Annotated in this window: 18 protein-coding genes, 2 tRNA genes and 3 pseudogenes; 11 read left to right on the forward strand and 12 right to left on the reverse strand. The window is 69.0% G+C overall.

Features of this window, described 5'->3' with window-relative positions; all coding sequences use genetic code 11:
- The first annotated feature begins 306 nt into the window (after positions 1–306).
- A complete protein-coding gene (locus H7965_RS23535; RefSeq protein WP_186773024.1) occupies positions 307–1,668 on the forward strand; it encodes an IS5 family transposase in 1,362 nt (453 codons plus the stop codon).
- 236 nt (positions 1,669–1,904) lie between these two features.
- On the opposite strand, the pseudogene H7965_RS23540 reads toward H7965_RS23535, so the two are convergent.
- Positions 1,905–2,120 (reverse strand): annotated as a pseudogene (locus H7965_RS23540) (IS5/IS1182 family transposase); the annotation flags it as partial.
- A 209-nt stretch (positions 2,121–2,329) separates the two neighbouring features.
- The gene (locus tag H7965_RS23545) at positions 2,330–3,346 is read right to left on the reverse strand and encodes a Bug family tripartite tricarboxylate transporter substrate binding protein (protein ID WP_186773025.1); all 1,017 of its coding nucleotides are present in this window, start codon (positions 3,344–3,346) and stop codon (positions 2,330–2,332) included.
- 239 nt (positions 3,347–3,585) lie between these two features.
- Between H7965_RS23545 and H7965_RS23550 the strand changes: the two are divergent.
- From H7965_RS23550 to H7965_RS23565, 3 genes and pseudogenes are all read left to right on the forward strand, one after another.
- Positions 3,586–4,736, forward strand: a pseudogene (locus H7965_RS23550) (IS3 family transposase).
- Between the two features lie 636 nt (positions 4,737–5,372).
- Positions 5,373–6,185, forward strand: coding sequence for a class I SAM-dependent methyltransferase (locus H7965_RS23560; RefSeq protein WP_186773026.1), 813 nt, complete (start codon positions 5,373–5,375; stop codon positions 6,183–6,185).
- A gap of 56 nt (positions 6,186–6,241) precedes the next feature.
- Entirely contained in the window at positions 6,242–7,228 is a 987-nt protein-coding gene (locus H7965_RS23565) for a Bug family tripartite tricarboxylate transporter substrate binding protein (protein WP_186773027.1), read from the forward strand.
- Between the two features lie 348 nt (positions 7,229–7,576).
- On the opposite strand, the gene H7965_RS23570 is transcribed toward H7965_RS23565, so the two are convergent.
- Positions 7,577–8,527: a LysR substrate-binding domain-containing protein gene (locus H7965_RS23570; protein WP_186773028.1), complete on the reverse strand. Its 951-nt coding sequence runs from the start codon at positions 8,525–8,527 to the stop codon at positions 7,577–7,579.
- Positions 8,528–8,637: 110 nt separating this feature from the next.
- Between H7965_RS23570 and H7965_RS23575 the strand changes: the two genes are divergently transcribed.
- The 4 genes from H7965_RS23575 (at position 8,638) to H7965_RS23590 (ending at position 11,772) form a co-directional block, all read left to right on the forward strand.
- The gene (locus tag H7965_RS23575; protein ID WP_186773029.1) at positions 8,638–9,648 is read left to right on the forward strand and encodes a Bug family tripartite tricarboxylate transporter substrate binding protein; all 1,011 of its coding nucleotides are present in this window, start codon (positions 8,638–8,640) and stop codon (positions 9,646–9,648) included.
- The gene (locus tag H7965_RS23580) at positions 9,645–10,448 is read left to right on the forward strand and encodes an alpha/beta hydrolase family protein (protein ID WP_186773030.1); all 804 of its coding nucleotides are present in this window, start codon (positions 9,645–9,647) and stop codon (positions 10,446–10,448) included. The genes H7965_RS23575 and H7965_RS23580 overlap by 4 nt, the downstream gene beginning before the upstream one ends.
- Before the next feature lie 596 nt (positions 10,449–11,044).
- Positions 11,045–11,242 (forward strand): hypothetical protein, encoded by a 198-nt coding sequence (locus tag H7965_RS23585; protein ID WP_186773031.1) that lies wholly within the window; start codon positions 11,045–11,047, stop codon positions 11,240–11,242.
- Between the two features lie 314 nt (positions 11,243–11,556).
- A complete protein-coding gene (locus H7965_RS23590; protein WP_186773032.1) occupies positions 11,557–11,772 on the forward strand; it encodes a helix-turn-helix domain-containing protein in 216 nt (71 codons plus the stop codon).
- Positions 11,773–11,902: 130 nt separating this feature from the next.
- On the opposite strand, the gene H7965_RS23595 is transcribed toward H7965_RS23590, so the two are convergent.
- A complete protein-coding gene (locus H7965_RS23595) occupies positions 11,903–12,544 on the reverse strand; it encodes an AbrB/MazE/SpoVT family DNA-binding domain-containing protein (protein WP_186773033.1) in 642 nt (213 codons plus the stop codon).
- Between the two features lie 489 nt (positions 12,545–13,033).
- Between H7965_RS23595 and H7965_RS23600 the strand changes: the two genes are divergently transcribed.
- On the forward strand, positions 13,034–14,881 hold the full coding sequence (locus tag H7965_RS23600) for a site-specific integrase (RefSeq protein WP_186773034.1): 1,848 nt from the start codon (positions 13,034–13,036) through the stop codon (positions 14,879–14,881).
- Positions 14,878–15,966, forward strand: a complete 1,089-nt coding sequence (locus tag H7965_RS23605; protein ID WP_186773035.1) for a site-specific integrase — start codon at positions 14,878–14,880, stop codon at positions 15,964–15,966. The genes H7965_RS23600 and H7965_RS23605 overlap by 4 nt, the downstream gene beginning before the upstream one ends.
- A gap of 232 nt (positions 15,967–16,198) precedes the next feature.
- Here the strand turns inward: H7965_RS23605 and H7965_RS23610 are convergent.
- From H7965_RS23610 to H7965_RS23635, 6 genes are all read right to left on the reverse strand, one after another.
- Positions 16,199–16,281, reverse strand: a tRNA-Leu gene (locus tag H7965_RS23610).
- Between the two features lie 52 nt (positions 16,282–16,333).
- Positions 16,334–17,254, reverse strand: coding sequence for an NAD(P)-dependent oxidoreductase (locus tag H7965_RS23615; RefSeq protein ID WP_186773036.1), 921 nt, complete (start codon positions 17,252–17,254; stop codon positions 16,334–16,336).
- Between the two features lie 96 nt (positions 17,255–17,350).
- The gene (locus H7965_RS23620; protein WP_186773037.1) at positions 17,351–18,454 is read right to left on the reverse strand and encodes an enolase C-terminal domain-like protein; all 1,104 of its coding nucleotides are present in this window, start codon (positions 18,452–18,454) and stop codon (positions 17,351–17,353) included.
- 150 nt (positions 18,455–18,604) lie between these two features.
- Entirely contained in the window at positions 18,605–19,087 is a 483-nt protein-coding gene (locus H7965_RS23625; RefSeq protein WP_186773038.1) for an EF-hand domain-containing protein, read from the reverse strand.
- Between the two features lie 97 nt (positions 19,088–19,184).
- A complete protein-coding gene (locus tag H7965_RS23630) occupies positions 19,185–20,135 on the reverse strand; it encodes an SAM-dependent methyltransferase (protein WP_229682763.1) in 951 nt (316 codons plus the stop codon).
- Positions 20,096–20,464 carry a DUF423 domain-containing protein gene (locus H7965_RS23635; RefSeq protein WP_186773039.1) on the reverse strand — a complete coding sequence of 123 codons (369 nt, stop codon included), beginning with the start codon at positions 20,462–20,464 and terminating at the stop codon, positions 20,096–20,098. Before H7965_RS23635 ends, H7965_RS23630 begins: the two co-directional genes overlap by 40 nt.
- A 531-nt stretch (positions 20,465–20,995) precedes the next feature.
- Here H7965_RS23635 and H7965_RS23640 point away from each other — a divergent pair.
- Positions 20,996–21,071 (forward strand) — tRNA-Glu (locus H7965_RS23640).
- A 30-nt stretch (positions 21,072–21,101) separates the two neighbouring features.
- Here H7965_RS23640 and H7965_RS23645 read toward each other — a convergent pair.
- Positions 21,102–22,190, reverse strand: a complete 1,089-nt coding sequence (locus tag H7965_RS23645; RefSeq protein WP_186773040.1) for a tyrosine-type recombinase/integrase — start codon at positions 22,188–22,190, stop codon at positions 21,102–21,104.
- A gap of 309 nt (positions 22,191–22,499) precedes the next feature.
- Positions 22,500–23,292: pseudogene (locus tag H7965_RS23650) on the reverse strand (IS5 family transposase).
- Between the last annotated feature and the right edge of the window lie 109 nt (positions 23,293–23,401).

Consider the following 23,401-nt stretch of genomic DNA (forward strand, 5'->3'; position numbering starts at 1 on the left):
GCAAAGGTCGATTCCCACTCCGCTGCCGCTTCGATCATGCGCCACCTCACCGGGCCGCACCTCAATCGGAACGTCCATCAGCTTACCAGCCGGGATCTCAGGCCAACAGAAATCTGCCGAAGTAGTGCTAGTCGGCCGTGAACAACGTGGAAGCCCGCGGAATTCCTGTGGTTTCCGGCCGGCGTAAGTATTCGCGCTTGCAAGATCGCGGTCCGGAGCGGGCGAAAGCCTGGCAAAACCGCGCCCCTGTTGAAGGCGGCCGAGCGGCGTGATTCCCTCGGCGCGTCGCCGCGCAGGAGCACGCCGATGCCGCCCGTATCGCCGCCGTCCGAGCAGCCCGAACTCTTCCGCTCGGCCCTGGTGAACCTCGTCGACCACCGCCATCCGCTGGTCCGTCTCGCCGGTCTGATCGACTGGGGCCGCTTCGCCACCGCCTTCGGCCCGCTCTACCGTGAGGGCGTCGGCCGTCCCGGCCTGCCGACCCGCCTGATGGTCGGCCTGCACCTGATCAAGCACATGGATGGCCTCTCCGACGACGCCGTCTGCGCCCGCTTCCTCGACAGCCCCTACGTCCAGCTCTTCTGCGGCGAGACCCACTTCCAGCACGCCCTGCCGCTCGATCGCTCCTCGATGAGCCGCTGGCGCAAGCGCATCGGCGCCGAGCGGCTCGAACTGCTGCTCGCCGAGACGCTCGCCGCCGCCGAGCGCGCCGGCGCCGCCGAGCCGAAGCACTTCGAGCGCGTGACCATCGACACCACCGTCCAGCCAAAGGCGGTCACCCATCCGACCGACAGCAAGCTCATCCACCGTGGCGTCGAGATCCTCGGCCGTCTCGCGCGCCGCCACGGCGTGGCGCTGCGCCAGTCCTACACGCGCGTCTCCACCCATGCCCGGCGCGAGGTCGCCAGGCTGATCCATCGCGGCCGCCACCGCGAGGCCGAGCGCAAGGTCAGCCGCATGCGCACCTGGCTCGGCCGGTTGACCCGCGACATCGCCCGCAAGATCGCCGGTGCCGCCGAGGCGGTGCGCTCCGCCTTCGCCTTGCCGCTCGAGCGCATCGGCCAGCTGCTCCGCCAGCGGCGCGACGACCGCGGGCGCGAGAAGATCTACGCGCTGCACGCCCCGGAGGTGGAGTGCATCGGCAAGGGCAAGGCCCGCACCCGCTTCGAGTTCGGGTGCAAGGTCTCGCTCGCCACCACCAACCGCCCGGCCCCGGGCGGGCAGTTCGTGATCGGCGCCCGCAGCCTGCCGGGAAACCCCTTCGACGGCCACACGCTGGCCGCCCAGATCGCCCAGACCGAGCGCATCACCGGCATCCCCGTCGAGCGCGCCTATGTCGACCGCGGCTACCGCGGCCACGACGCCGACAAGCAGCGCGTCTTCGTCTCCGGTCAGAAGTGCGGCGTCACGCCGACCATCCGACGGGAGATCAGGCGGCGCGCCGGCATCAAGCCGGTGATCGGCCACATGAAGGAAGACGGCCATCTCGGCCGCAACTTCCTCGCCGGCGCCTCCGGCGACGCCATCAACCTCGTCCTCGCCGCCGCCGGCCACAACCTCCGCCTCCTCCGCGCCTGGCTGATCCGCCTTCTCGCGTTCCTTCTCAGCCTCCTCGCGATCAGCGCGCCCGAACCTACGCCGCCCTCAGCGCAGCTCGCCGCGCGCTGAAACCGCATTGTTCACGACCGACGATCTATTCGAACCCGCCCGGCAGTAGACCCCGCGCAGCCGCCCCGTTGCGCGTGTAGGGCATCACCACTCCAGCCAAGCCAAGTGATCACCTCGGCGGTGAAGTGCCGGCCCTTAGAGGCCAAATTGGCCTTCAGCTTCCGCAGTCGATGATCCCGCGCCATACCCGAAAATGGTCTGCTCCCAAGGCTGGGGCAAACTCTGCAACAGAGCCCGCGGAACTGCATGAGGGTGACGAGGGCGAGCCGCCAGAGCGTGTAGGCGGGCTGGCCGAGCGCGGGGTAGAGGCCGGCGAAGCCGGCGTCGGCGAACACCGCCCCGAGCCGGTCGCGCAGGAGCAGGTAGGGATTGCCGCGCCGGAACGCCGCCCGGGCGATGCGGGCGGTGTCGTCGGGCACAGACGGGAGCGGCGGCTGCAGGCGGAGCGACATGGCCGGTCTCCGGGCGGGACACCCACCCTACACCCGTCCCGCACCCGAGCGCCCCGACTTCGCCAACAGTGTCCGACGCTCTGGCCTCAATAGGCTGCCGTGTCCGACATAACCGTGAGCCCTAGCTTGCAGATTGTCCTGCAGTTCAACCCTAGCCGGGCGGGCTGGGGCCAGACTTGCCTGCGACCTCTTTCACTGGGAGCGCAGGTCTACTGCACCTTCGCGCCGGTGGCACGGATTACCTCCGCGAAGAGCCTCTGCTGCGCGGTGCGGAAATCGGCTAGCTCCTGGGACGTCGTCCACCATGTGGTCGCGCCGTTCTCCTCAAAGAATCGGCGCAGCCCGGGATCCTGCAGCGCCTGCTTCGTGAGAGAGGACATCCGCTCGACGAGCGGCGCTGGTATCCCCGCTGGCCCGACCAGGCTGCCCCAGGAGGTTATCTCAAAGCCTGGGAAAAACTCTGCCATGGTCGGAATGTCAGGAGCCGCCGAGTTGCGCTCGGCGCTGGTCACCGCCAGAGCCTTTACCTGGCCTTCCCTCGCTGAAGCAATAACCGTAGGCATGTTGTCGAACATCAGCTGCACACGCCCAGCCAGTAGGTCGAGCTTGGCCGGGGCACCGCCACGATAGGGCACGTGCAGGATGTTCAGCCCGGCTCTTTGCTTGAACATCTCCATCGTGAGGTGCGGCGAGGTGCCGAAGCCACTAGAGCCGTAAGTGTATTTGCCGGGGTTCTTCTTCAGCAACTCGACCAGCTCCGGTAATGTCCGCACCGGCAGGTCTTTGTTGACAATAAGGAGGTTCGGAACCTTCCAGAGGCCGGAAATGAAGGTGAAGTCGCGCGCCGGGTCATAGGACAGATCCGGGAGGATGCTGGGCGCAATCGCCAGCGAGGCGATGCTACCAAGCCCAACGGTGTAACCGTCGGGCGGGGCTTGGGCGATGGCGGCTTGGCCGACGGTGCCGCCGGCACCGCTTCGGTTTTCTACGACGAACTGCTGCCCGGCCAGCTCGCTCATCTTAGTGCAGTAGACACGCGACAGGGTGTCTGTGGCAGCGCCGGGTGGGAAAATATTGATATAGACCACCGGCCGATCAGGCCAATTCGACGCCGTGCCGCGCTGGCCCGATGCCGCCCGGGCGGTGGCCAGTCCCGCGGTCCCCGCTACCATGCCAAGCAGCAGCTGCCGCCGCACAACGTGCGGGCTTCCTCTTTCCTGTTCCATTTTCAGCCTCCCAGCGCCCGGCTCATTGGCGGCCGGGCACGCGAGGATATGGGCAGGAGGTTAGCTGTCAAACAGGCTGAAAGCAGTGGCCGAAGCCTCAAAGCGGCCTGGCCAATTGCGACCCAGGACACGGGGGTAATTTGATCGGTGGCACCACGGTCTGGATCCCGCTGATGCTGGCCTGCGCCCCTGAACTGGCTCCGTTTTGGGAGAGAGTTGGCTTCCTGAGGGAGGCTGCGATGCCGAAGAAGGGGATGACGCCGGAGCGGATCATTGGGCTGCTGCGGCAGGCGGAGGTGGAGTTGGCCAAGGGCCGGACGGTGGGCGAGGTCTGCCGTGGGCTCGGCGTCTCGGAGGCGAGTTTCTATCGCTGGCGATCTGAGTATGGCGGCCTGAAGGTCGACCAGGTGCGGCGGATGAAGGGTTCGGGGCACTGCCCCGAACGAGCGGGAGAATGCCCGGCTGAAGAAGGCGGTGGCCGAACTCACGCTGGATAAGCAGATCCTCAAGGAAGCTGCTGAGGGAAAATATTAGGCCCCTAGCATCGCCGGGCCTGTGTCCGTCATGTGCAAGGTGCGCTCAACGTTTCCGAACGTCGGGCGTGCTGCACTCTTGGTCAGCCGCGCTCAACGCAGCGCCGAACACGCCGCATCCGGGACGATGAAGCGGCAATGGCTATCGGCGGATCACAGCGATGCTGCGCACCCAGGGCTGGCGGGTGAACGCCAAGCGGGTGCAGCGCATCTGGCGGCGCGAGGGGCTGAAGGTACCGAAACGGCAGCCGAAGAGGGGGCGCCTGTGGCTGAATGACGGCTCCTGCATTCGGCTGCGGCCATGCTGGCCCGGGCATGTCTGGGCCTATGACTTCGTGCAGGACCGCACCCATAACGGGCGGCCCTTCCGCATGCTCACTGTCATCGACGAGTACAGCCGCAAATGCCTGGCCATCGTGGTGGCGCGCAACCTGACCTCGGATGACGTGCTGCAGGTGCTGACAGACCTGTTTGTTGAGCGTGGCCCGCCGGACCACATCAGGTCGGACAACGGCGGCGAGTTCACCGCCAAGATCGTGCGGGACTGGCTAGGGCGGATCGGCGTGCGGACACTGTTCATCGAACGCGGCAGCCCATGGGAGAACGGGTACAATGAATCCTTCAACAGCAAGCTGCGCGACGAGCTGCTGGACCGGGAGATCTTCTATTCGTTTAGAGAAGCCGAGGTGCTCATCGAGCGGTGGCGGCACCACTACAACACCGCGAGGCCTCACAGTGCGCTGGGATACCGGCCACCTGCGCCGGAAGCCATCTTGCCGCGCCCGATCAGGCCAGCCTACGCTACCCACCGGCACGCCCAGCCGGGCGCGCCGGAACATGGGCCAACTCTCTCATAACCCATGGAGCCGCGTCCGGGGTCAGGCCACGAGAACCTCTGGGCACGGCTGAAGGGTTCAGGGCAATGCCCTGAACCGTGCGGTTGCCACCCGCTACGAGAAGACCGCACGGTCCTTCCTTGGCGTGCTCTGCCTCGCAGCATCAGCGGACTGGATCAAAGTCAGCAAGCTCTAACCGGCCTTAAGTCGCCAGCAGTAGACCCCGGAAGAGCGCAAGAGGCGGCCAGCCCAACTCTCCCTTTGCCGCCGCCGAGATACCCGCGAGCGGGCTGGCGATCTCGGCCCAGTCGAGCAGGGCAGCAAGCTCCGTCAGCGACGATGCTGCCCGCGGCTCCGGCCGCGCTATGAGGTCCTCCTGCCCGATCCGCCGCCACGCCATGCCGACCTCCGCCGCCAACCCCGAAAGCGAATCAGCCAGAGCGCAGCCTGTCCAAACACTGCGCACAACTCTCATAAGAGGCGGTTTCCGCATATACCGAAGGTAGAGCTGCTCGTAGGGCCTCATCCTGAGAGACGGAACGATTACGGCGATGGACGGGCGGCGCCCCGATTTTCCTTGTGCCCCCGAGGGATCGGCCGAAACTCGCCACCTCGTCGCGGATCGGCCGCGAGCGATGCTTCGTCCGGAGGACTGAGGTGGCCCAGGACCCTTGGCAGCTTACCGGCGCCGGTCCCGAGAGCTACAAGCGCTACCAGGTGCCAAGCGTCTTCGGCCCACTGGCCCGGATCCTGGTGCGGCACGCCGCGCTCCGCCCCGGACAGCGCGTCCTCGACCTCGCCTGCGGCACGGGCGTCGTTGCACAGGAGGCCGCGTCGCTGCTCGGCCGCGCCGGCTCAATCGTCGGCCTAGACCTGAACGCGGGGATGCTGGAGATCGCGTGCCGGCACGCCCCGGCAGGCGGCGCCACTGTGGAATGGCGGCAGGGCGACGCCGGCGCCCTGCCCCTTTCCAATGCGGATTTCGACGCCGTGCTCTGCCAGCAGGGGCTGCAATTCTTCCCCGACCGGCCGGCCGCGCTGCGCGAGTCGCACCGGGTGCTCCGGCCAGGCGGTCTCGCCGCCTTCTGCGTCTGGCGCGGCATCGAGCACAGCCCCTGCCACTCCGCCGTCGTCGCAGCGCTGCGCCGGCACGCCAGCGACGACGTGGCGCACCGCTTCCAGGCGCCCTTCGGTTTCGGCGACGGCGCCGCGCTGGAGCGGCTCCTGCGCGAGGTAGGGTTCCGCGAGGTGGAGGTCCGGGTGGAAGCGCTCGAACGCCGCCTGCTGCCGCCGGAGGAGTCGATCCCCGGCCTGCTCGCCAGCACCCCTGTCGGCCCGGAGGTGGCGGCGCTGCCCGAGTCTGCCCGCCGCGCGATCGTCGCCGAGGTCGCGGCGGCGCTGGCCAGGTACCGGGACGGTGACGGCTTCGTAATTCCGCAGCCGACCCATGTGGCGGTGGCGCGGAACTAACCACGCATGCCAGCATCGCCCCGCCTGCCGCAACCGGGCGGAGGGAGGAAATGACGATGCGCCGAGCGTTCATGCTGCAATGCCTGACCGGCACCGCGCTGGCTCTGGTCGTCGGGCCCGGGCAAACGCAGGCCCAGACCGCACAGGGCTACCCCGACCGGCCCATCCAGGTGATCATCCCCTACGCGCAGGGCGGCGCCGCGGACGCGACCATCCGGATGTTGGCGCCGGCCATGGGCGAGTTCCTCGGCCAGCCCCTCGTGCTGGAGAACCGCACCGGCGGGGGCGCCACCATCGGCGCGGCCACGGTGGCCCAGGCTCAGCCGAACGGCTACATGGTGCTCTCCGACGCCTCGGCGCATACGGTCAACCACGCGCTGATGCGCAACCTGCCGTTCGACTACGCGCGCGACTTTGCCCCCATCGCCCGCCTCTCGGTCTATCCGCTGCTGTTCCTGGTGCCTGCGGCCGAGCCCGCGACCGACCTCACGGCCTTCGCCGCCGCGGCCCGTGGCCGGCCGCGGCTGGCCTACAGCAGTGCCGGGGTGGGTTCGGCCTCGCACCTCGCGGCCTTCCTGTTCGCGCAGCAGGCGGGACTGGACGCGGCCCACGTGGCCTATCGCGGCGGCAGCCAGGGGGCGCAGGCTCTGGCGGCGGGCGACACGCAGTTCATGCTCGCCTCCTCGGCCGCCGGACGGGGGCTGGTGGAGGCCGGGCGGCTGCGCGTGCTGGCGGTGGCGGGGCGGGCGCGGCTCCCGTTGCTGCCGGCGGTGCCGACGGTGACGGAGGCCCTGCCGCCCGGCTTCGAGTTGGCGGAGTGGAGCGGCATTTGGGCACCGGCCGGCACGCCGGAGCTGGTGCTGGATCGGGTGGCTGCGGCGGCCGGCCACGCGCTGGGGCGGCCGGAGATGCGGGCGCGCATGCCGGAGCTCGGGATGGACGCGGCGGGCTACCAGCCGAGGCCGGAGTTCGAGCGCTTCGTCCGCGACCAGCGCGCGCTGATGACGCGGCTCGCGGTCGGCGCGGGCATCCGCCCGGAGTGAACCGAGGCCGCGGCTGCACGCCGCACGCACCCCGCGGGGGGCGGTTTGGCCCTATCGCATCCCATGTCTGCGGCAGCAGACAGGTACAGCCGCTTTGGACTTCCGCCACTCACATCTCATCGCCACGGTGATCGATGCCTGTGAACCGCCGCCCCGCGGGCCAGGCGATCCACCGACCGAAACCATCCGGGCGGGGGCCACCTTGCGCCAGTTTCTGCGCGAGGGCAGGCCGTGGCGCGGCTTGGTGACAACTGCCTCCAAGAGTCAGTTGCTGCCACCATCGTCGGTTGAGTTGGCCAGCTTCTGTGGATGGCAGTTGCTGCGGTGGCGGACACGAGACGCGCTTGATCAAGGCGGCGCCAGACCCTCGGCAACAGCCGCGACCGCGTTGCGGAACCAGCGCTGCGCCGGGTCGCGATCCGTCGCCTCGTGCCAGACCACCGCCTCCTCGATCGGCGGGACCTCGACCGGCACCGGGCTCGTCGCCAGCCCCTCATGGGCGGCGGCGAGGAACCGCGCCGGGCGGGCGTGCAGCGTGGCGACCAGCGGCGCCGCGAGCAACAGATGCGGCAGCGCCAAGTACTGCGGCGTCGACAGCACGATCCGCCGCCGCCGGCCGATGCGCGCTAGCGCCTGGTCCGTCCGGCCTTCCAGCACGCCCTCGCGCGGGATGGCGAGCACGTGCTGGCGGGCCAGGAAGTCGTCGAGCGACAGCGGTGCTTGGACGCCGAGCCGCGCGGGCGCGAAGAGCGAGAGGAACCCCTCGTCCCAGAGCGTCCGGCGGCGGTGCCAGGGCCGCGGCGGCTCCCCGCCGGCGATGCCGATGCAGAGATCCACGGCGCCGGCGTCGAGCAGCTCGGCCCCGCGGCGCCAGTCCGGCAGCGCGCGGACCATCACCCGCAGCCCCGGCGCCTCCGCCGCCAGACGTGCGAGCAGCTGCGGCATGAGTAGCATCTCCAGCGTGTCCGGCAGGCCAACGCGGACGAAACCCTCCCAGGCACCCGGATCGAAGCCGGCGGCCCCGTCGAGCAGCGCCTCCTGCGCCCCCTCCAGGACAGCGCGGACCCGGCCGGCGAGCGCGCGCGCCCGGGCGGTCGGGACGAGGCCGCGCGGCGTCGGCACGAACAGCGGGTCGCCCAGGAGACCGCGCAGCCGGCCGAGCGCGTGGCTGACCGCCGGTTGACCGAGCCCGAGCCGCTCGGCCGCCCGCGTGACGCTGCGCTCGGTTGCCAGCGCGTCGAAGGCGATGAGCAGGTTCAGGTCGAGCCGGCGCAGATCGAAGTGCCTGATGCCGCCCATGTTCCCAATCGATTGGCGTCATAGCACAGGCGGCCGTTAGGCTCCAAGCCATGTGCGGCGTGGCGCCGCCGACCCACGCCACCGCGCCGCGCCGAAGGGAGGGCCGCACCATGCACACAACCCCGCGCCGTCTCCTCCTCAGCTCCGCCACCTCCGCCGTGGTGGCCGGCCTCGCCACACCTCGGCCGGCCGCGCTCGCGGCCGCCGCCGATTGGCCCGAGCGCCCGGTCCGCCTGGTGACCCCGGCCGCGCCCGGCGGCGCCCTCGACCTCGCCGCGCGCCTGTTCGCCGAGCGCCTAGCGGCGCGCTGGGGCCAGCCCGTCCTGGTGGACAACCGGCCCGGCGCCGACGGTATCCTCGCCGTCGAGGCCCTGCTTGGCGCGCGCGACGGCGGCCACACCCTGCTCTTCGCCTTTCCCGGGATCGTGACGGTGGTGCCGCTGCTCCGCGAACGCCTGCCCTACAACCCGGCCGAGGATCTCGCGCCGATCGCCGCGGCCGCGCACGACGTCCTCGCCGTCTTCGCCGCGCCGTCGCTGCCGGCCGGCTCGCTCGCGGACCTCACCGCCTTTGCGCGGACCCGCCCGCCCGGCACCCTGAACTGGGCCGCCGCCCCCGGCGCGCCCTACCTAACGTTCCTGGCGTTCCAGCGCCGGGCCGGCGTCGAGATGACCCACGTCGGCTACCGCGGCTCGAACGCCGCCCTGCCCGACCTGACTGCGGGACGGGTCCACGTCCTGGTCACGCCGCTGGCGCCGGGGCTGCCCCTGGCGCGCGAAGGCAAGGTCCGGCTGCTCGCGGTCAGCACCCCGGAGCGCGCCGCCGCCGCGCCCGAGATCCCGACCGTCGCGGAAGCGGGACATCCGGAGCTGACGGTCGAGGCGCCGATCGGCCTTTTCGCGTCGCGGACCACGCTCCTCGAGCTGCGTGAGCGCATCGCCGAGGACCTGCGCGCGGTCGCCGCCGATCCGGCCGTGGCGGAACGGCTGCGCGGCGCGGGCCTGGAAGTGCGCGGAGAAGCCAGGACGCCTGCCGCCTATGCCGCCACCCTCGCCGCACAGCGCGCCCGCTGGGCGGACTTGGCGCGGCTCCACGGGGCGCGCCCACGGGCGGCACCGTGATCGGGATCGACGCCGCCGCCGTGCCGGCGGCCGAGGAGGCGCCGGCGGCGGTCCATGTCGCGCCCGTCACCCTGACGAGCGGAGGCGAGCCGATCCGCGCCGTCCTCTACCAGCTCGACGGCGGGGCGGACCGGCCCCGCCCCGCCGTTGTGCTGTCGCCGCCACGCCTGCGCACGATCGAGCAACTCGACTGGCTCGCGCGCGCCCTCGCCGCGCGCGGCATCGTCGTCCTCGCCCAGGCCTTCCGCAACGGCGCGAGCCGCTACCAGCTGCGCGACGTGGAGGACGTGTGCGCCGCGGTCTCCTGGCTCACCGGGCTGCCCGGGGTAGACGCCGCGCGCATCGGAGCCGTCGGTCACTCGCGGGGCGGCAGCGCCAGTCTGCGCGCCGCGGCCGCGGACGTGCGGATCCGCTCCACCGTAGCCCTGGCGCCGCCGACCGACGTGGCCCGCTATGTGCGGGGCTTGCAGGACTACGCGCCGAGCCGGTACCGGACCATGGTGGCGGGCTACGGTGCCACACCCGATGAGGAGCCGGACTACTACCGCGCCATCTCGCCGATCGCGTACGCCGACCGGATCCGGACGCCGGTATTTCTCGTCCACGGAACGCTGGACCTGATCGCGCCTCACGAGCACAGCGAGTGGATGCGCGCGGCGCTGCTCCGGGCCGGCAACGCACGGGTGCGGCTCGAACTGGTGGAGGGCATGGGACACTTCTTCGAGCTAGGGATGGCTGGCTATCAGTTCGTAAGGATCGCCGGCCTCGCCGCCGCGTGGTTCGAGGAAACGCTCGGGTGATGGCCCTGGGGATCGGGACGACAGGCGGCCTGGTTGGGGCGGAGAGCGCCCGCACCCGGGGGGGAACAGTCGGCGATCCCGCCGCCTGTACTTGTCGTGCCAGACCGAGGAGAGGGCATTGGACGTCTGGATCTTGCGCCTGATTGCGACGGTGATCGACTGTTGTGGAGGACGGCCGCAGGGCCGCGAGCGTGGTCATCCACCCGCGGAGACGGTCCGGGTGCTGGACACCTTGCGCCGGTTTCTGCGCGAGGGCACGCCGTGGCGCAGCTTGGTGGCCAGCGAGGCGCAGGCCAGCGGCTCCACACTCCGCCGGCATCTGGCGCACTGGGCCGTGACGGGCCTGCTGGCACGGGCGCATGCGCTGCTGGTCGGCATGCTCCGGAGACATCCGGCGCTGATCCTCGACAGCTGCTCCGTCCGGGCTAAGCACGGTGGCGACCTGACCGGCCCCAACCCGATGGACCGGGGCAAGCGGGCCCCAAGTACCATATCGCGGTGGACGAGGACGGCGTGCCGGTGGCCTGCACCGCCACGGCGGCGAACGTCACAACACGCTCGTCTTCGAGCGGCTGTTCCTGGCTGCCTTCGCGGTCATGGCCCGCATTCGGACAGTGTTCGCGGACAAGGGCTATGACGCCGAGCACCACCGCGAGCTGTACCGCGCCTTCGGTGTCGAGCCCCGGATCCACAAGCGGGGCCAGCGGCGCTGGCCGGTCGAGCGCAGCAACGCATGGGTGCTGGAGAACAGGCGCCTTGCTCTCCGCTACGACCGCCTCGGCTTCGTCATCTAGTCACTGCTCCAGGCGGCTTGCATATTCCCGGTTGCGGGACGGCTCGCCCGCGAATCCTGACAACTGCCTCTAAAGCAGCGGTAACCGGTGGCAGGACCTTTGCGAAAGGCCGCTCAACCATCGGAGAAAGCACCGATTTCAGGATTGCTTTCGGTGAGCATATTTAGTATTGACATCGCGTTCTAGGCGAACTGCGCCCAGAAGCAGCCATCCATCAGATCTTCCATTCAGGGCGACTGCTCCAGCGGCCGCCCTTTTCATGCCCAGTGGCATTTCGGCCCAGCGGCACTCCTCCCAATACCCAGGACATCCCTATGCCCGACGAGCCCTCCGGCCCGGCGTTGTCTTTGCGCGTGCTGCGGCTTCTCACCCTTGCCCAGGTCGCCGAGATCACCAACCTTTCGGCGAGCACCCTACGCCGGCAGATCCGGCTCAAGCGCCTGGCGGTGCATCGGCTCGGCAACACGCTCCGCATTGCTGAGGCCGATCTGCAGGCATGGCTCGCAACCAGCCGGCGTGCAGCGCGGTAATACCGAAGGCCGAAGCTGGCCTATCGAGATTGCCAGATGGTCTAACGGCCGTGTGACTGAGCCAACCGCCTTGACCTACGCCCCCGCTGAGACCTTACTGGACGGCAGGTGTCCGCCGCCGCTGGAGATTTCACTGCGGCGCACGACTCAGCCAAAGCCCGTCGGATCGTGGCTCAATGACCAGGCGATCACCCGGCTTCAACCAGACTGCGGCCAGTGCCGCTTTCGGGATCTGAAGCGTGACGGCGCCGGTGTCATCTCCCGGATAGGCCGAGGGGAGCTGCAGCACCCATGTCGCGGGGGGTGCGCTCGGTGAGGCCAGATTGTAGAGTTCGTCAACCCAGGTTGACTCCCCCCGCTCATAATCGGCCGCGTAGCATTGCAGGAATGCGCCGATCAGAGCCGTGATCTCGGCAGGGCTTCGTGCCGACCTTGGCTCGCCAGCGATGTCTCGCAGCACAACCCGCTCGACGTACTCCGCAGGCGTGGTGTCGAAGATCTCAAGGCTCCGCTCCATCTCGCGGATCACTTCGGCAGCTGGCAGCGGACGCCCATTGGGCAGGCAGCGTAGCTTGGCGCTCTCGAGCAGGGTCCGAGCGATCTCTGAAGCCATTCGGCGCGCCAGGGACGCATCATGCCAACGCTGGGCCAGCAGCCGTGCCATGCCGCGCCAGATGAAAGCGCCGGTATTGCTAAATTCAATTCTGACCTTCTCGTCGCGGAGGTGGGGAGAACGCTTGCCGCCCCCGCCTTCTCCTGGGCCATCCCACATGCCTCCATCACGGCTCGTATCGTCCTTCGGCCGTGCTGCCGATATTACGCCAGTACCGTTGCTCTGGTGACGGCAGAAAGTCATGCTGCGATGGCGGCCATCAGCATGCAGTGCTGACCAAAGCACGCAGGGTTGACGATCCGGGGCATCTCCACAGCACGGTGACTCCTTCGTCTACCTCGATTCCGCGGAACCCGTGGACAACGCGCTCAACCTGGGATGCAGGATCTGCTGCCAGACGCAGCGAGCGATGCATATCCGCGCCAGGAACTCCTGAGATCGCTGCCGCCGGTTTGCCTCAGTGATCCGAGGGACCGGGACCAGGTGGTAACCCCGTCGCGCTGAGAGCAAGGACTTTCCTGGCTTTCCTGCCGAGGCGGGAAACCGTCCGCTTCGCAAAGCACCACTTAGCGGACCCGACGATCTCCCATTTGCGCGGCCCTGACCACGCGCCGCTGCCGCTGATCATCCCTGACCACCGGAGGTAATATGACCGTCCCCAACCAGCCGCCCGGCGGGGCTGCCGACGCGCGTCCGGCAACCTTTGCCGAAGCCCTCGCCTGCCTCGCCGTTGATGCCACAATCTCGCCCGACCGGCTGCGCGAACTCCGCTCCGCCGTTGCCGCCCTGGAGCGCGTCACCGGTCAGGCCGCCAACCGGTTGCCTATCGAGCCGCGTGCTCTTCGACCGCTGCTCGAGGCCATACTGCCGGCCCGGTTCCGCATGTCCCGAAAGCGGTGGACCAACGTCCGCAGTGGTCTTGCCGCAATCGGCATACTGACGGGCTATGTCACACCCCGCTGCGTAAGGCGGCTGCCGCTCCAGGATGCCTGGGCGGCAACCATGGCAATGCTCACGGATGCGCCCTGCTTCACCGCGCTGACCGTCGGTTCCAGGGGCCGGATGACGCCTGAAGGTGCCGAGGGGACGGCCATGGTACCGCGGCCGAAGTCGCCGCATGTGGCGGCGCTGACCGGGTTTGCGCGCTTCTGTCAGGCAAATGTTATCGCACCGAATGTGGTCGATGAGGCTGCGCTGGAGGCGTATCGCGCCTTCCTGTTCGAGCGCACCTACGATCTTTCGCCCGGTGCCTCCATCAGCGCGATCCGGCGGCTGTGGAACAGCGCGGTCGGCACCGTGCCGGGTTGGCCCGGTCGGGTGCTGCTCACGCCGACCAATCCGCACCGCTGGGCGCTGCCGATCAGCGCGTTCCCGCCGGCCTTCACCGAGGATGTTGCTGCCTACTGCGCCAGGCTTGGCGATCCCGATCCCTTCGAACAGCGGACTGCTGCCTTTGCCGAGGGTAGCGCGCAGCCCGCGCGGCCGCTGGCCGAAGTCACGATAGCCGATCGCCGCAGATTCTTGACCCGTGCCGCATCAGCTCTGGTGAAGGCGGGTACGCCGATCGACAGCATCAAGAGCCTTGCCGCCTTGACGACACCGGAGGCGATGCGGGCGATCCTGACCGAGTTCTACCAACGCGCGGGAAAGGCCTGGAACGGCCATGCGGTTGGGATGTCGATTATCCTGATCGATGTCGCCAGCCGGCACCTGAACCTGCCCGCTGACAGGCTGCAGCCGTTGCTCGAGCTGAAGGCCAAGGTGAAGCACCGCTACCCGGGGCTAACTGATCGGGTCCGCGCGCGGCTGTCGCTTTTCGACGACCCGCAGGTGATCCGGAAGTTCTTGGCCCTGCCGGCGGAGCTATTCGCGGCGGCGGACCGGCTTCTGGCCGAAGGATGTCCGGCACGGGCTGCGGGCCTGCATGAACGTGCCCTGGCCTTGGCGTTGCTGCAGTTGCTGCCGATGCGGCGGCGGAATCTCGCTGCGATCGACATCGATCGGCATTTCAGGCGTGACGCCAACCACCGTATCGTTGCGATCTGCATCCCTGGCACCGAGGTCAAGAATGGCATCACCCTTGATGCTGCAGTGCCGTTGGATCTTGCCCGTCGCATCGATCGTCACATCAGAATCCATCGCCCTGCTTTGGCAAGGACGAATGCCGCTTCGTCTTGGCTGTTCGCGGGCATGGGCGACGACCATCGCTGCCCGGAAGCCTTGACCCGCGGCGTCTCCACCGCCGTACGCGACGCCGTCGGTGTTCAGTTCAATGTCCACCTGATCCGTCACCTGGTGGCGACACTGCTCTACGATGCCGACCCTCTGAACGGGCCGTTGGCACAGCGGGTACTCGGCCATACCCAGCTGAAGACAACCGAGGGCATGTACGGCTCCCTGCGGACCCGCGGCGCCCAGCGCCAGTGGGCCGAGGTGCTCGACAGCAAGCGAGACATGCTCCGGCGGCAGACCGCCAGGAAGGGAGGGAAGCGATGACCGCGCCGCGGCGCCACCTCGGCCGCTACAGCGAGGACTGTCCGCCCGAAGCACGGCGGTGGATGCCTGAGTTGTGGCCCGAGGCGGACCGTGCCGCCTGGGCTCGAGCCGTCGCCGAGGCCGAGGGACCGTTCGGCGAACCAGGTCCTGCAGCCGGTTGGGCGGCCCAGACGCGGCGGGCACGGGCCGGAGCCTGGGGCAATTTCCTCGCCTTCCTCGATGTGCGGGGCAATCTCGACCCATCAGAGACTCCGGCCGATCGCCTCACCCCGGCGCGCCTTGCCGCATGGCTGGGGGCATCCAGCGAGAGGTGGACCGCCAGCACTGCCCGCCAGATCGTCGGCGAACTGACCCTGGCGGTCGCCGCCATGGTGCCGGACCGCGACTGGTCCTGGGTCCGGCGCCATCCTGCCCGGCCACGGGAGGCTGAGGCCAGGGCTTCCCGCAAGCCGGTGGCGCCCATCGATCTCGCGTTGTTGGTCGAGCGGGCTCTCGACCTCTGCATCGCGGCCGATACGGCACCGCCGTCTCACTGCGCATCGCGCGATCACCGTGACGGGCTGCTGCTGGCGTTGACAGCCTATGTCGGGCTGCGCCGGTACAATATCGCTGCCCTGCGCCTCGATGAGAGCCTGCAGGCGGTAGGCAATGGATATCGGCTGGTTGTGCCACGATCTGATGTCAAGAACGGCGAGCCGATCGATTTGCCGGTGCCCATGGCGCTGGTGCCACATCTGCATCGCTATCTCGAGGTGCATCGGCCGCGCCTACTCAATGGCCGGCCCGATCCGGGCACGCTCTGGATTGGCGGGGGTGGGCTGCCGATCGGCTATGGCTGGCTCTACAATCTGTTCCGCGCCCGCGGGATGGCGCTGATCGGCCAGTGCGTGAACCCGCATTCCATCCGTCATGCCATCGCCACCGGGATGCTGCAGCACGACCCCCGCGATGTCGAGGTCGCCGGTGCGGCACTGGCACACCGTGGGTCGCGCAGTGTTAACGAGGTCTACGATCAATCTGGCCGCGCTGCGGCTCAGAAGGAATGGCGCGGATTGCAGCGCCGTATCGCACGGCTGAGGTCCTGAGCTTTGGCCGATGCGACGGCCTGAGCAACGCGAGACTCCGAAGTTCAGTGGGTCCTTGGCTGAGCGGATTTCGCCGCGCCGGATCATCAAGGAAACTTGAATATGCCGCTGGAGAGAAAGACGTCCGTCACCGACTGCTGACTATGTGCTGACAAACGTTCATCAGAAGGCGCGACCGAGCTGCGCCGATTGATCGTCCTCCCGGCAACATTCAACCGTATTTTCAAAGGATTGCCCGCCGGGGGACTCGAACCCCCACGCCCTTTTGGACTGCGGATTTTAAGTCCGCTGCGTCTACCGTTCCGCCAGGCGGGCACACTTCGGTCCGGCCGATCAGGCAGCCGTCACCGCAATCCGAACCTGCTGGCTACTTCCCGTCCCGGAGGATCCGCCGGCAATGCTCCAGCGCCGCGCCGATCAGATTGTCGCTGGCCTCCGGCGTGCGGAAGGCGGCGTGGGCGGTCAAGGTGGCGTTGCTCAGCCGGGTCAGCGGGTGGCCAGCCGGCAGCGGTTCCTGGTCGAAGACATCCAGCGCCGCATGTCCGAGGTGCCCGGCTTCCAGCGCCGCGATCATCGCCGCCTCATCGACAATGGCGCCGCGCGCAGTGTTCACCAGGATGGCGCCGGGCTTCATCCGCGCCAGCTTCTCCTTCGATAGGAAGCCGCGCGTCTCGTCGTTCAGCAGCAGGTGCACTGAGACCACGTCGCTCTCGGCCAGCAGCTGGTCCAGCGGCACGAACTCCACCCCGGGCAGGGCTTTGGCCGAGCGGTTCCACGCCAGAACCTTCATGCCGATGCCAGCGCAGAGCCGCGCCATCTCGGCGCCGATGCCGCCGGTGCCGACCAGCCCGACGGTCTTGCCGGTCAGCTGGGTGCCGACCACGCGCGGCCAGTCGCCGCGGCGGATGGCGGCATCCATCATCGCGGTCTGCCGCGCCGCATCCCACATCAGCGCGAAGGCCATCTCGGCCACGGCGGTGTCGCCATAACCCTTGATGATATGGACATCGACGCCGCATTCGGCCTTCAGCGCCTCCGGGTCCATGTAGCTGCGGGCGCCAGTGCCGAGGAAGACGATGTGCTTCAGATCGGGGCATTGCTTCACGACCTCCACCGGGAGTTGGGTGTGGTCGTCGATCGCGATGGCATGGCCGGCAAGCAGGCCGGGCAGGTCGGCGGGCCTGATGTCAGGGTTGCGGTTGATGCCGACCGGCAGGTCGCCGGGCTGGATCAGCCTTTCGGTGACCGCCGCCAGCGACTCATTGGCATCGACGAAGATCGCGCGCACGGCAGTGCCTCCCCTGGATCAGCGGGCATCCTAGCTGCCACGACGGCGGCGTCCAACCGGATCGATCCACTCCGGTCCCGCGATGCTGGCCAGACCTCAGACGTCGGCCTGCCACCGTGCGAGCGCCGCCGCATCCCATTCCAGCCCGAGCCCCGGCCGCCCAGCGACCTGCGCCATCCCGCCCGTCACCACGAAGGGATCGCGCAGCAGCGGCCCGGCCACATCCAGATGCTCCAGCAGATGCGCCGTCGGCGTCGCCGGCAGTAGCTGGACGCTGGCCTCGATGAAGATATGGGAGGACATCGGCACCCGATGCGCCGCCGCCAGCGCCGCCGCCTGTTGCCAGCCGGTCACCCCGCCGATCTTCATCGCATCCGGCATGCAGAGGTCGACCGCCCCCGCCGCCAGTGCCCGGGCCATGCCCCTTGGCCCCCACCAATTCTCGCCGCCCTGCACCGGCAGCCGCAAGGCCCCGCGCAGGGCCGCAAGCCCGGCGTCGTCGTCCACCGGCAGCGGCTCCTCCAGCCAACGCACGTCGCGCGCCTGCAGGGCAAGGCCCCGCCGCTCCGCCTCCGGCCGGGTCAGGCCCTGGTTGTAATCGACCAATATCTCCACCTGATCGCCGACCGCCGCGCGCACCGCCCGCACTGTGTCGAGGTCCTCCTCCAGCCGCGCCTGGCCGAGCTTGAACTTCACCGCCCGAGCGCCGAGGCCGGCGACCGCCTGCCCCGCCTCCTCCGCCAGCATCGCCGCGCCCCAGCCGCGCAGCGAGGCATAGACCGGCACCGGCCGCGGCTCGGCGCCGAGCAATCGGCAGAGCGGCACCCCGGCCGCCCGCGCCAGTGCGTCCCACATCGCCATGTCGAGGCAGGAGAGCGCGATCTGCACCAGCCCCTCGGTGCCGAGGATGCGGAAGCCATTGTGCAACTCCGCCCAGAGCGTCGCCGGCGCCAGCGGCCGGCCGGCCAGGGTCGCGCCGATGTTGCGCACCAGCGCCGCGGTCGCGCCGAGTGCCGCCGGCGTATAGGGAAAGACATAGGCATTGCCCGTCACCCCCTCCCGCGTGCGCAGCTCGGCGATCACCAGCGGCGCACGCGGGATGGTGTTGAGGCTGTTGCGCAGCGGCGGGTCGAGCGGCGCGTCGACGGCACGCACCGTGATCTCCTGGATGGTCAGACCGGGCAGGTGGTTCGGCGCCATGGCGTTTGCTCCCTGCTCCGCATGGTGGCGGGCGGTGGCAATGACGGCAACCTGCCCACCCAAGCATGGCTTGCCGGAACGACCCGATGAAAGCGGCTTCTCCATTCGGGGCAATAGGCAGGACGGCGCGGCGCCGTGGGCCGCCCGGCGCTACGTGACGTAGGCCGTGGCAACCTGGGTTGTGGCGTATTGCCGCAACCGCCGCCGCGCCTGGTCCGCGGCATCAAGGCCGCCGCCGAAGTCAGCAGGCGCGGCGCTGCCCGGCATCGTCTGGTCCTGGCCGAGCAGCTGCGCCACCAGCAGGCCGCCCAGCCCTGCCTCGCCTGCCTCCGCCGGCCGCGCGTCGCCCTGCCGCTCGCGCAATGCCATGGAGTTGCGGATTTCCGTGGCCGAGAGCTGGCCATCACCATCCGTGTCGATCGACTTGAAGGTATTCTCCAGCCTGGCGACGCCGGCAGGGTTTGCCGGGCCGGACGTGCCGTGCGGCAATTCCTGCAGCCTCGCCTGGAATTCGGCAAGGCTGACGGCGCCATTGCTGTCGCCGTCGAGGCCCTTGAAGGCGTTGCGCTCCATCTGGGCACACCAGGCGCCCATGTTCGGGGGTAAGAGCGAGCTCCCGGCCAAGATCTGCATGGCTGTCCTCCTGCACTGCGGCCGGGCCGGGGTTGTGACCGGCGGGCATGACCCGTGTTCAGCAGGCGCCGTGCCAGCGGCGGGGCATCCGCCGGCGCTACGCCGCGCCCAGCCGGAGGAACATCAGCTCATGCTTGTTGTGGGCGCCGTGGAACAGCATCGCGCCGGGGATAGCCCCAAATTCCGCCACTGCATCATGGTCGGTCTCGCCCTGGAATTTGATGGTGCAGCAGAAATTCGGCGCCCGCCCTGCCTCCAGCCAGCGCCGCACCAGCGCCAGCAGCCGCGCCGGGTAGCAGATGACGTCGCTGAACAGCCACTCCACCGGCGGGTGCTGGTGCGGGTCGAGGCCGAAGGCGCTCTCCTGCCGCATGCTCACCCCCGGCATCGCCGCGATCGCGGGGTCGAGCGGCGCCTTGTCCACCGCCTCCACCTGGGCGCCGAGCCGCGCCAGCGCCCATGTCCAACCGCCGGGCGAGGCGCCGAGGTCGAGGCAGCGCTCGCCTGGCTGCGGCCAGCGGCCGGCCCGGATCAGCGCCTCCCACAGCTTGAGGTAGGCGCGGCTGGGCGGGCCCTCCTTGTCCTCGACGAACTGCACCCTACCGTTGATGAAGGGGCTGGTCTTGGTCGGCGAGGCCAGCAGAAGGTCTGGCGCCAGCAGGGTCCAGGCGCCGAGATGGCCGGTCGGCGCTGGCTCCGGGAAGTTCAGCGGGCGGGCCTTCACCGGCGGCAGCCGGGCCTCGATCAGTGCCGCGCGGCGATGCTGGCCGGCGGCGTAGAGGCCCCAATTCCGCTGGATCGCCCTCAGCGCATCCGCGGCCGCCTTCACCGAGGGGGCGGGCAGTTCCTGCGGCGCGGTCCAGGTGTCGAGCGCCCAGGCGACCGGCGCCGGCGGCTCCGGCGACAACGCCAGCAGCCCGTGCCAGTGGGTGATGCTGCGGCCGGCGCGGGCCAGTTCCTCGGCCAACGGCCGGGCGAAGCCCTCATGCGCCAGATAGGCGGCGCCGATCATCGCCGCCACAACGCCGAGACGCCGAGCAGCGCCCATCCCGCCATCAGCGTGGTGCCGCCGATCGGCGCCACCGGGCCGAGCGACACGCCGCCGATCGCCGCGCTGTAGACCCCGCCGCAGAACAGCAGCGCACCGAGCGCGAAGGCGAGGCCAGCCAGCTGCGGCAGCAGCCCGCCGCGCCGCTCCGCCCAGAGTCCGGTCGCCAGCAGCGCCAGCGCGTGCCAGCCCTGCATCTCGATGCCGCTGCGCAGCATGGCAAGGCGGGCCGGGTCCAACCGTGCTGGCGCGCCATGCGCCGCCCAGGCAGCCAGGCCAACCGCAGTGAGACCCAGCAGGGCGCCGATGAACAGCCAGGGACGATGCATGGGCGCGGCTTAGAGCAAACACCTCTTGGGCGTCCATGCCCGGAAGGCTTGATTTGCACGCTCGCACATCATGCTGGAGCGGCTTCGGCGGTGCATGGCAGGGTTGAAGGCAGCCTGTTGGTCCGGCCCTCCTTGCCTTCCGGGGTGTCGGCAGAAGCACGGTGGCGATGCCGGGCCAAGCGGTGGAAGACGCGAGAGGCGACAGAGCATGGACTCCAAGCGCCAGCGGCCATCCGGTTATTGCTGCGCTACTCGCGTTTCGGGATAGTGAGGGATAGGTGGGCAATCCAGATGCCGACGCGGCCTTCCGCCGTCTCCCTGTGGCCAATCCGCAGGCCGAGTTGCACCGGCCTCCACCAGGAGGCGCCACGTGCGGCTAGACGTCTTCGCTGTGCCGGTGTAGTGACCGCCGCCGCACGCCCTGTATGAGACATGCCTGCCCGCTCCATGCCCCGAACACGCTTCGGAAGCATATCGAACGAGGTGGCCTGTCCTAGCGGAAGGCGAGCGGTTACTGGAGGTTAGCCTTACGTCCCCATCGTCTAGAGGCCTAGGACACCAGCCTTTCACGTTGGTAACACGGGTTCGAATCCCGTTGGGGACGCCACCTCCAAGCCATTGACAATCCTCTAGAAGATTAGCCCGGATCGGTCCGATCCGGGGCGATAGGTCCAGGGTCCACCGCTGGGTCCAGAACGGTCAAGCGGTTTTTCGCCCGCTCCCGCGCCCTCCCTTCTACGCCGGCCCGCGCCGCCGCGCGCCCGGTCACCCCGCTGAACCGCCGCTCGTTGCCGTCGATCTTGGCCTGCCGGATCAGCGGCTCGAATCGGGCTGCCAAAGCATCCGAGGCTCCCGCGAGGACCTTCTGTTGCTCGTGACCGCGCAGGTACCCTCTGACCGTACGGCTGCTCTCCCAGCCTCCTTGCGCCATTAGAACCATTTCCCCGAATCCTGCCTCGGCGAGCGTCGCTGCGACGGTCGAGCGCAGTCCGTGCAGGGTGTAGCGCGGGAGGCCGAGGTTCCGCAGCAGCGTCCGCAGCGCCTCCTGAGCGTTCAGGGTGTTCCACGGTCGCCCCTGCGGCGTCAGCAGCGCCGTGGTGCCATCCTGGCGCACCAGCAGGACATGCAACGCCTCGGGCACCGGGAGGCGCATGCGCTTTCCGGTCTTCTCTTGAGAGAAGATCAGGCAGCGCTCGGTTGGGTTGTAGGTCGTCTCGGCGTTGCCGAACCGGACCACATTTCCGCCCCGCTGGCCGGTGTAGATGTAGACCGTCAACAGCGCCCGGAACGCCGGGGTGGCGTGCCGGAATACCTCAATGATCACCTCCGCGGGCCAGGGCCGGTTTTGTCGTTCCTCTTCAGCCACGTCGACACCCAGTCGGCGGACCCGCTGCCAGGGATTGAACGGGATGACCAAGGGGTTATGGTTGATGAAGCGGTCGGTCACGGCCCGCATAACCTTACGGATTTCGTTCCACGTATTGAGCCGCCCGGCCGCGAACCATTTGTCGCGATGCTCATCGACCCACCCATAGGTGATCGAACGCATCGCCAGATGGCCGAAATCAGCCGCGAATAACCGCAGGTGATAGTCGTAGTGCCGTCGCGAATTTGGTGACCGGGACATGAAGTCGGCCGACTGGCGATATGCCCGAATGGCGGCCCCCACCGTGCCCGCCTGGGGCTCCGCCAGGGCTTTCGCGGCACAATCTCGCTCGAATGCCAACTCAGCCGCCGCATAGGCAGTGTGGAATTCTGCGCTCTCTGGATCGATATCGGCCGGGAGTGGAACGCGGAACTCACTTCCGTCGGCCCTTACCCGGCGGTAAGCTGGGCGGCGCTTGCCGTCTCCGCTCCGCTTCCAACGCACGAATCGTTTTATTGGGGTCGTGTTCCCGGAGTGCACGCCACGCCTCCTCGTCCTCTGCGCGACGCTGAGCCTCCTCCTCCTGCTGCTGGGTACGCACCCCCCCCGATCGCAGCAGTGACCGCATCGAGGATCGCGCGCTCCACCCGGGTGATTGTCTTAGAACGCCTAACACAACCGTCTGACCTGGTTCAGGCAGATGAGGACGGCGGCGAGGGTGGTGAAGGCGAGGTGGATGTCCTCGCGTCGTTCGTAGCGGATCGTGAGGCGCCGGAAGCGGGCCATCCAGGCGAGGGTCCGCTCTACCTTCCAGCGATGTCGTCCGAGCCTGCGGCTGTCCTCGATGCCGCGCCGGGCGCTGCGTGGGACGATGCCGCGGCAGCGGCAGTCGTTGCGGCAAAAGCGGTGGTCATGGCTCTTGTCGGCATGCAGCTTGTCGGGGCGCCGCCGCGGCCTGCCGCCGGGCCTACGGCGGCGCCGGACCGGCGGGATGGCATCGAGGGTGGCGGCCAGCATCTTGCTGTCGTGGCGGTTGGCTGGGCTGAGCGCCAGGCCGAGCGGGGTGCCGTGGCCATCGACCACGATATGCCGCCTGGTGCCTGGCTTGCCCCGGTCCGTCGGGTTCGGGCCGGTTGCCGCTCCCCCCTTTTCGCCGGAACAGACGCGCTGTCCAGCGGTGAAGGCACTGCCTTCACCGGCTCCAATCGAGCTGGTCGGCGCCGTGCAGCCGTTCCAGCAGCGCATGGTGCAGGCGAGCCCACACCCCTGCCGCCTGCCAGTCCCGCAACCGCCGCCAGCAGGTCATGCCCGACCCGCAGCCCATCTCGGCGGGCAGGTCCTCCCACTGGATGCCCGTCTTGAGGACAAAGATGATGCCGGTCAGTGCCGCACGGTCCGGCACCGGTGGCCGTCCACCTTTCTCCGACGTTCTGGTGGGTATCAAGCGTCTAGCGCGCACCACTACCTAGTGCACTGACGCAGACGGAGGATTCACAGCGGGGCGCTGCGGTGGAATTCTCCAGGCATGGCCCAGACCGTCAGCGTCATCCTTGGATCTGAGGATCGTATCC

This window comes from Siccirubricoccus deserti (assembly GCF_014283215.1).
In the GTDB taxonomy this organism is placed as follows: Bacteria; Pseudomonadota; Alphaproteobacteria; order Acetobacterales; family Acetobacteraceae; genus Siccirubricoccus; species Siccirubricoccus deserti.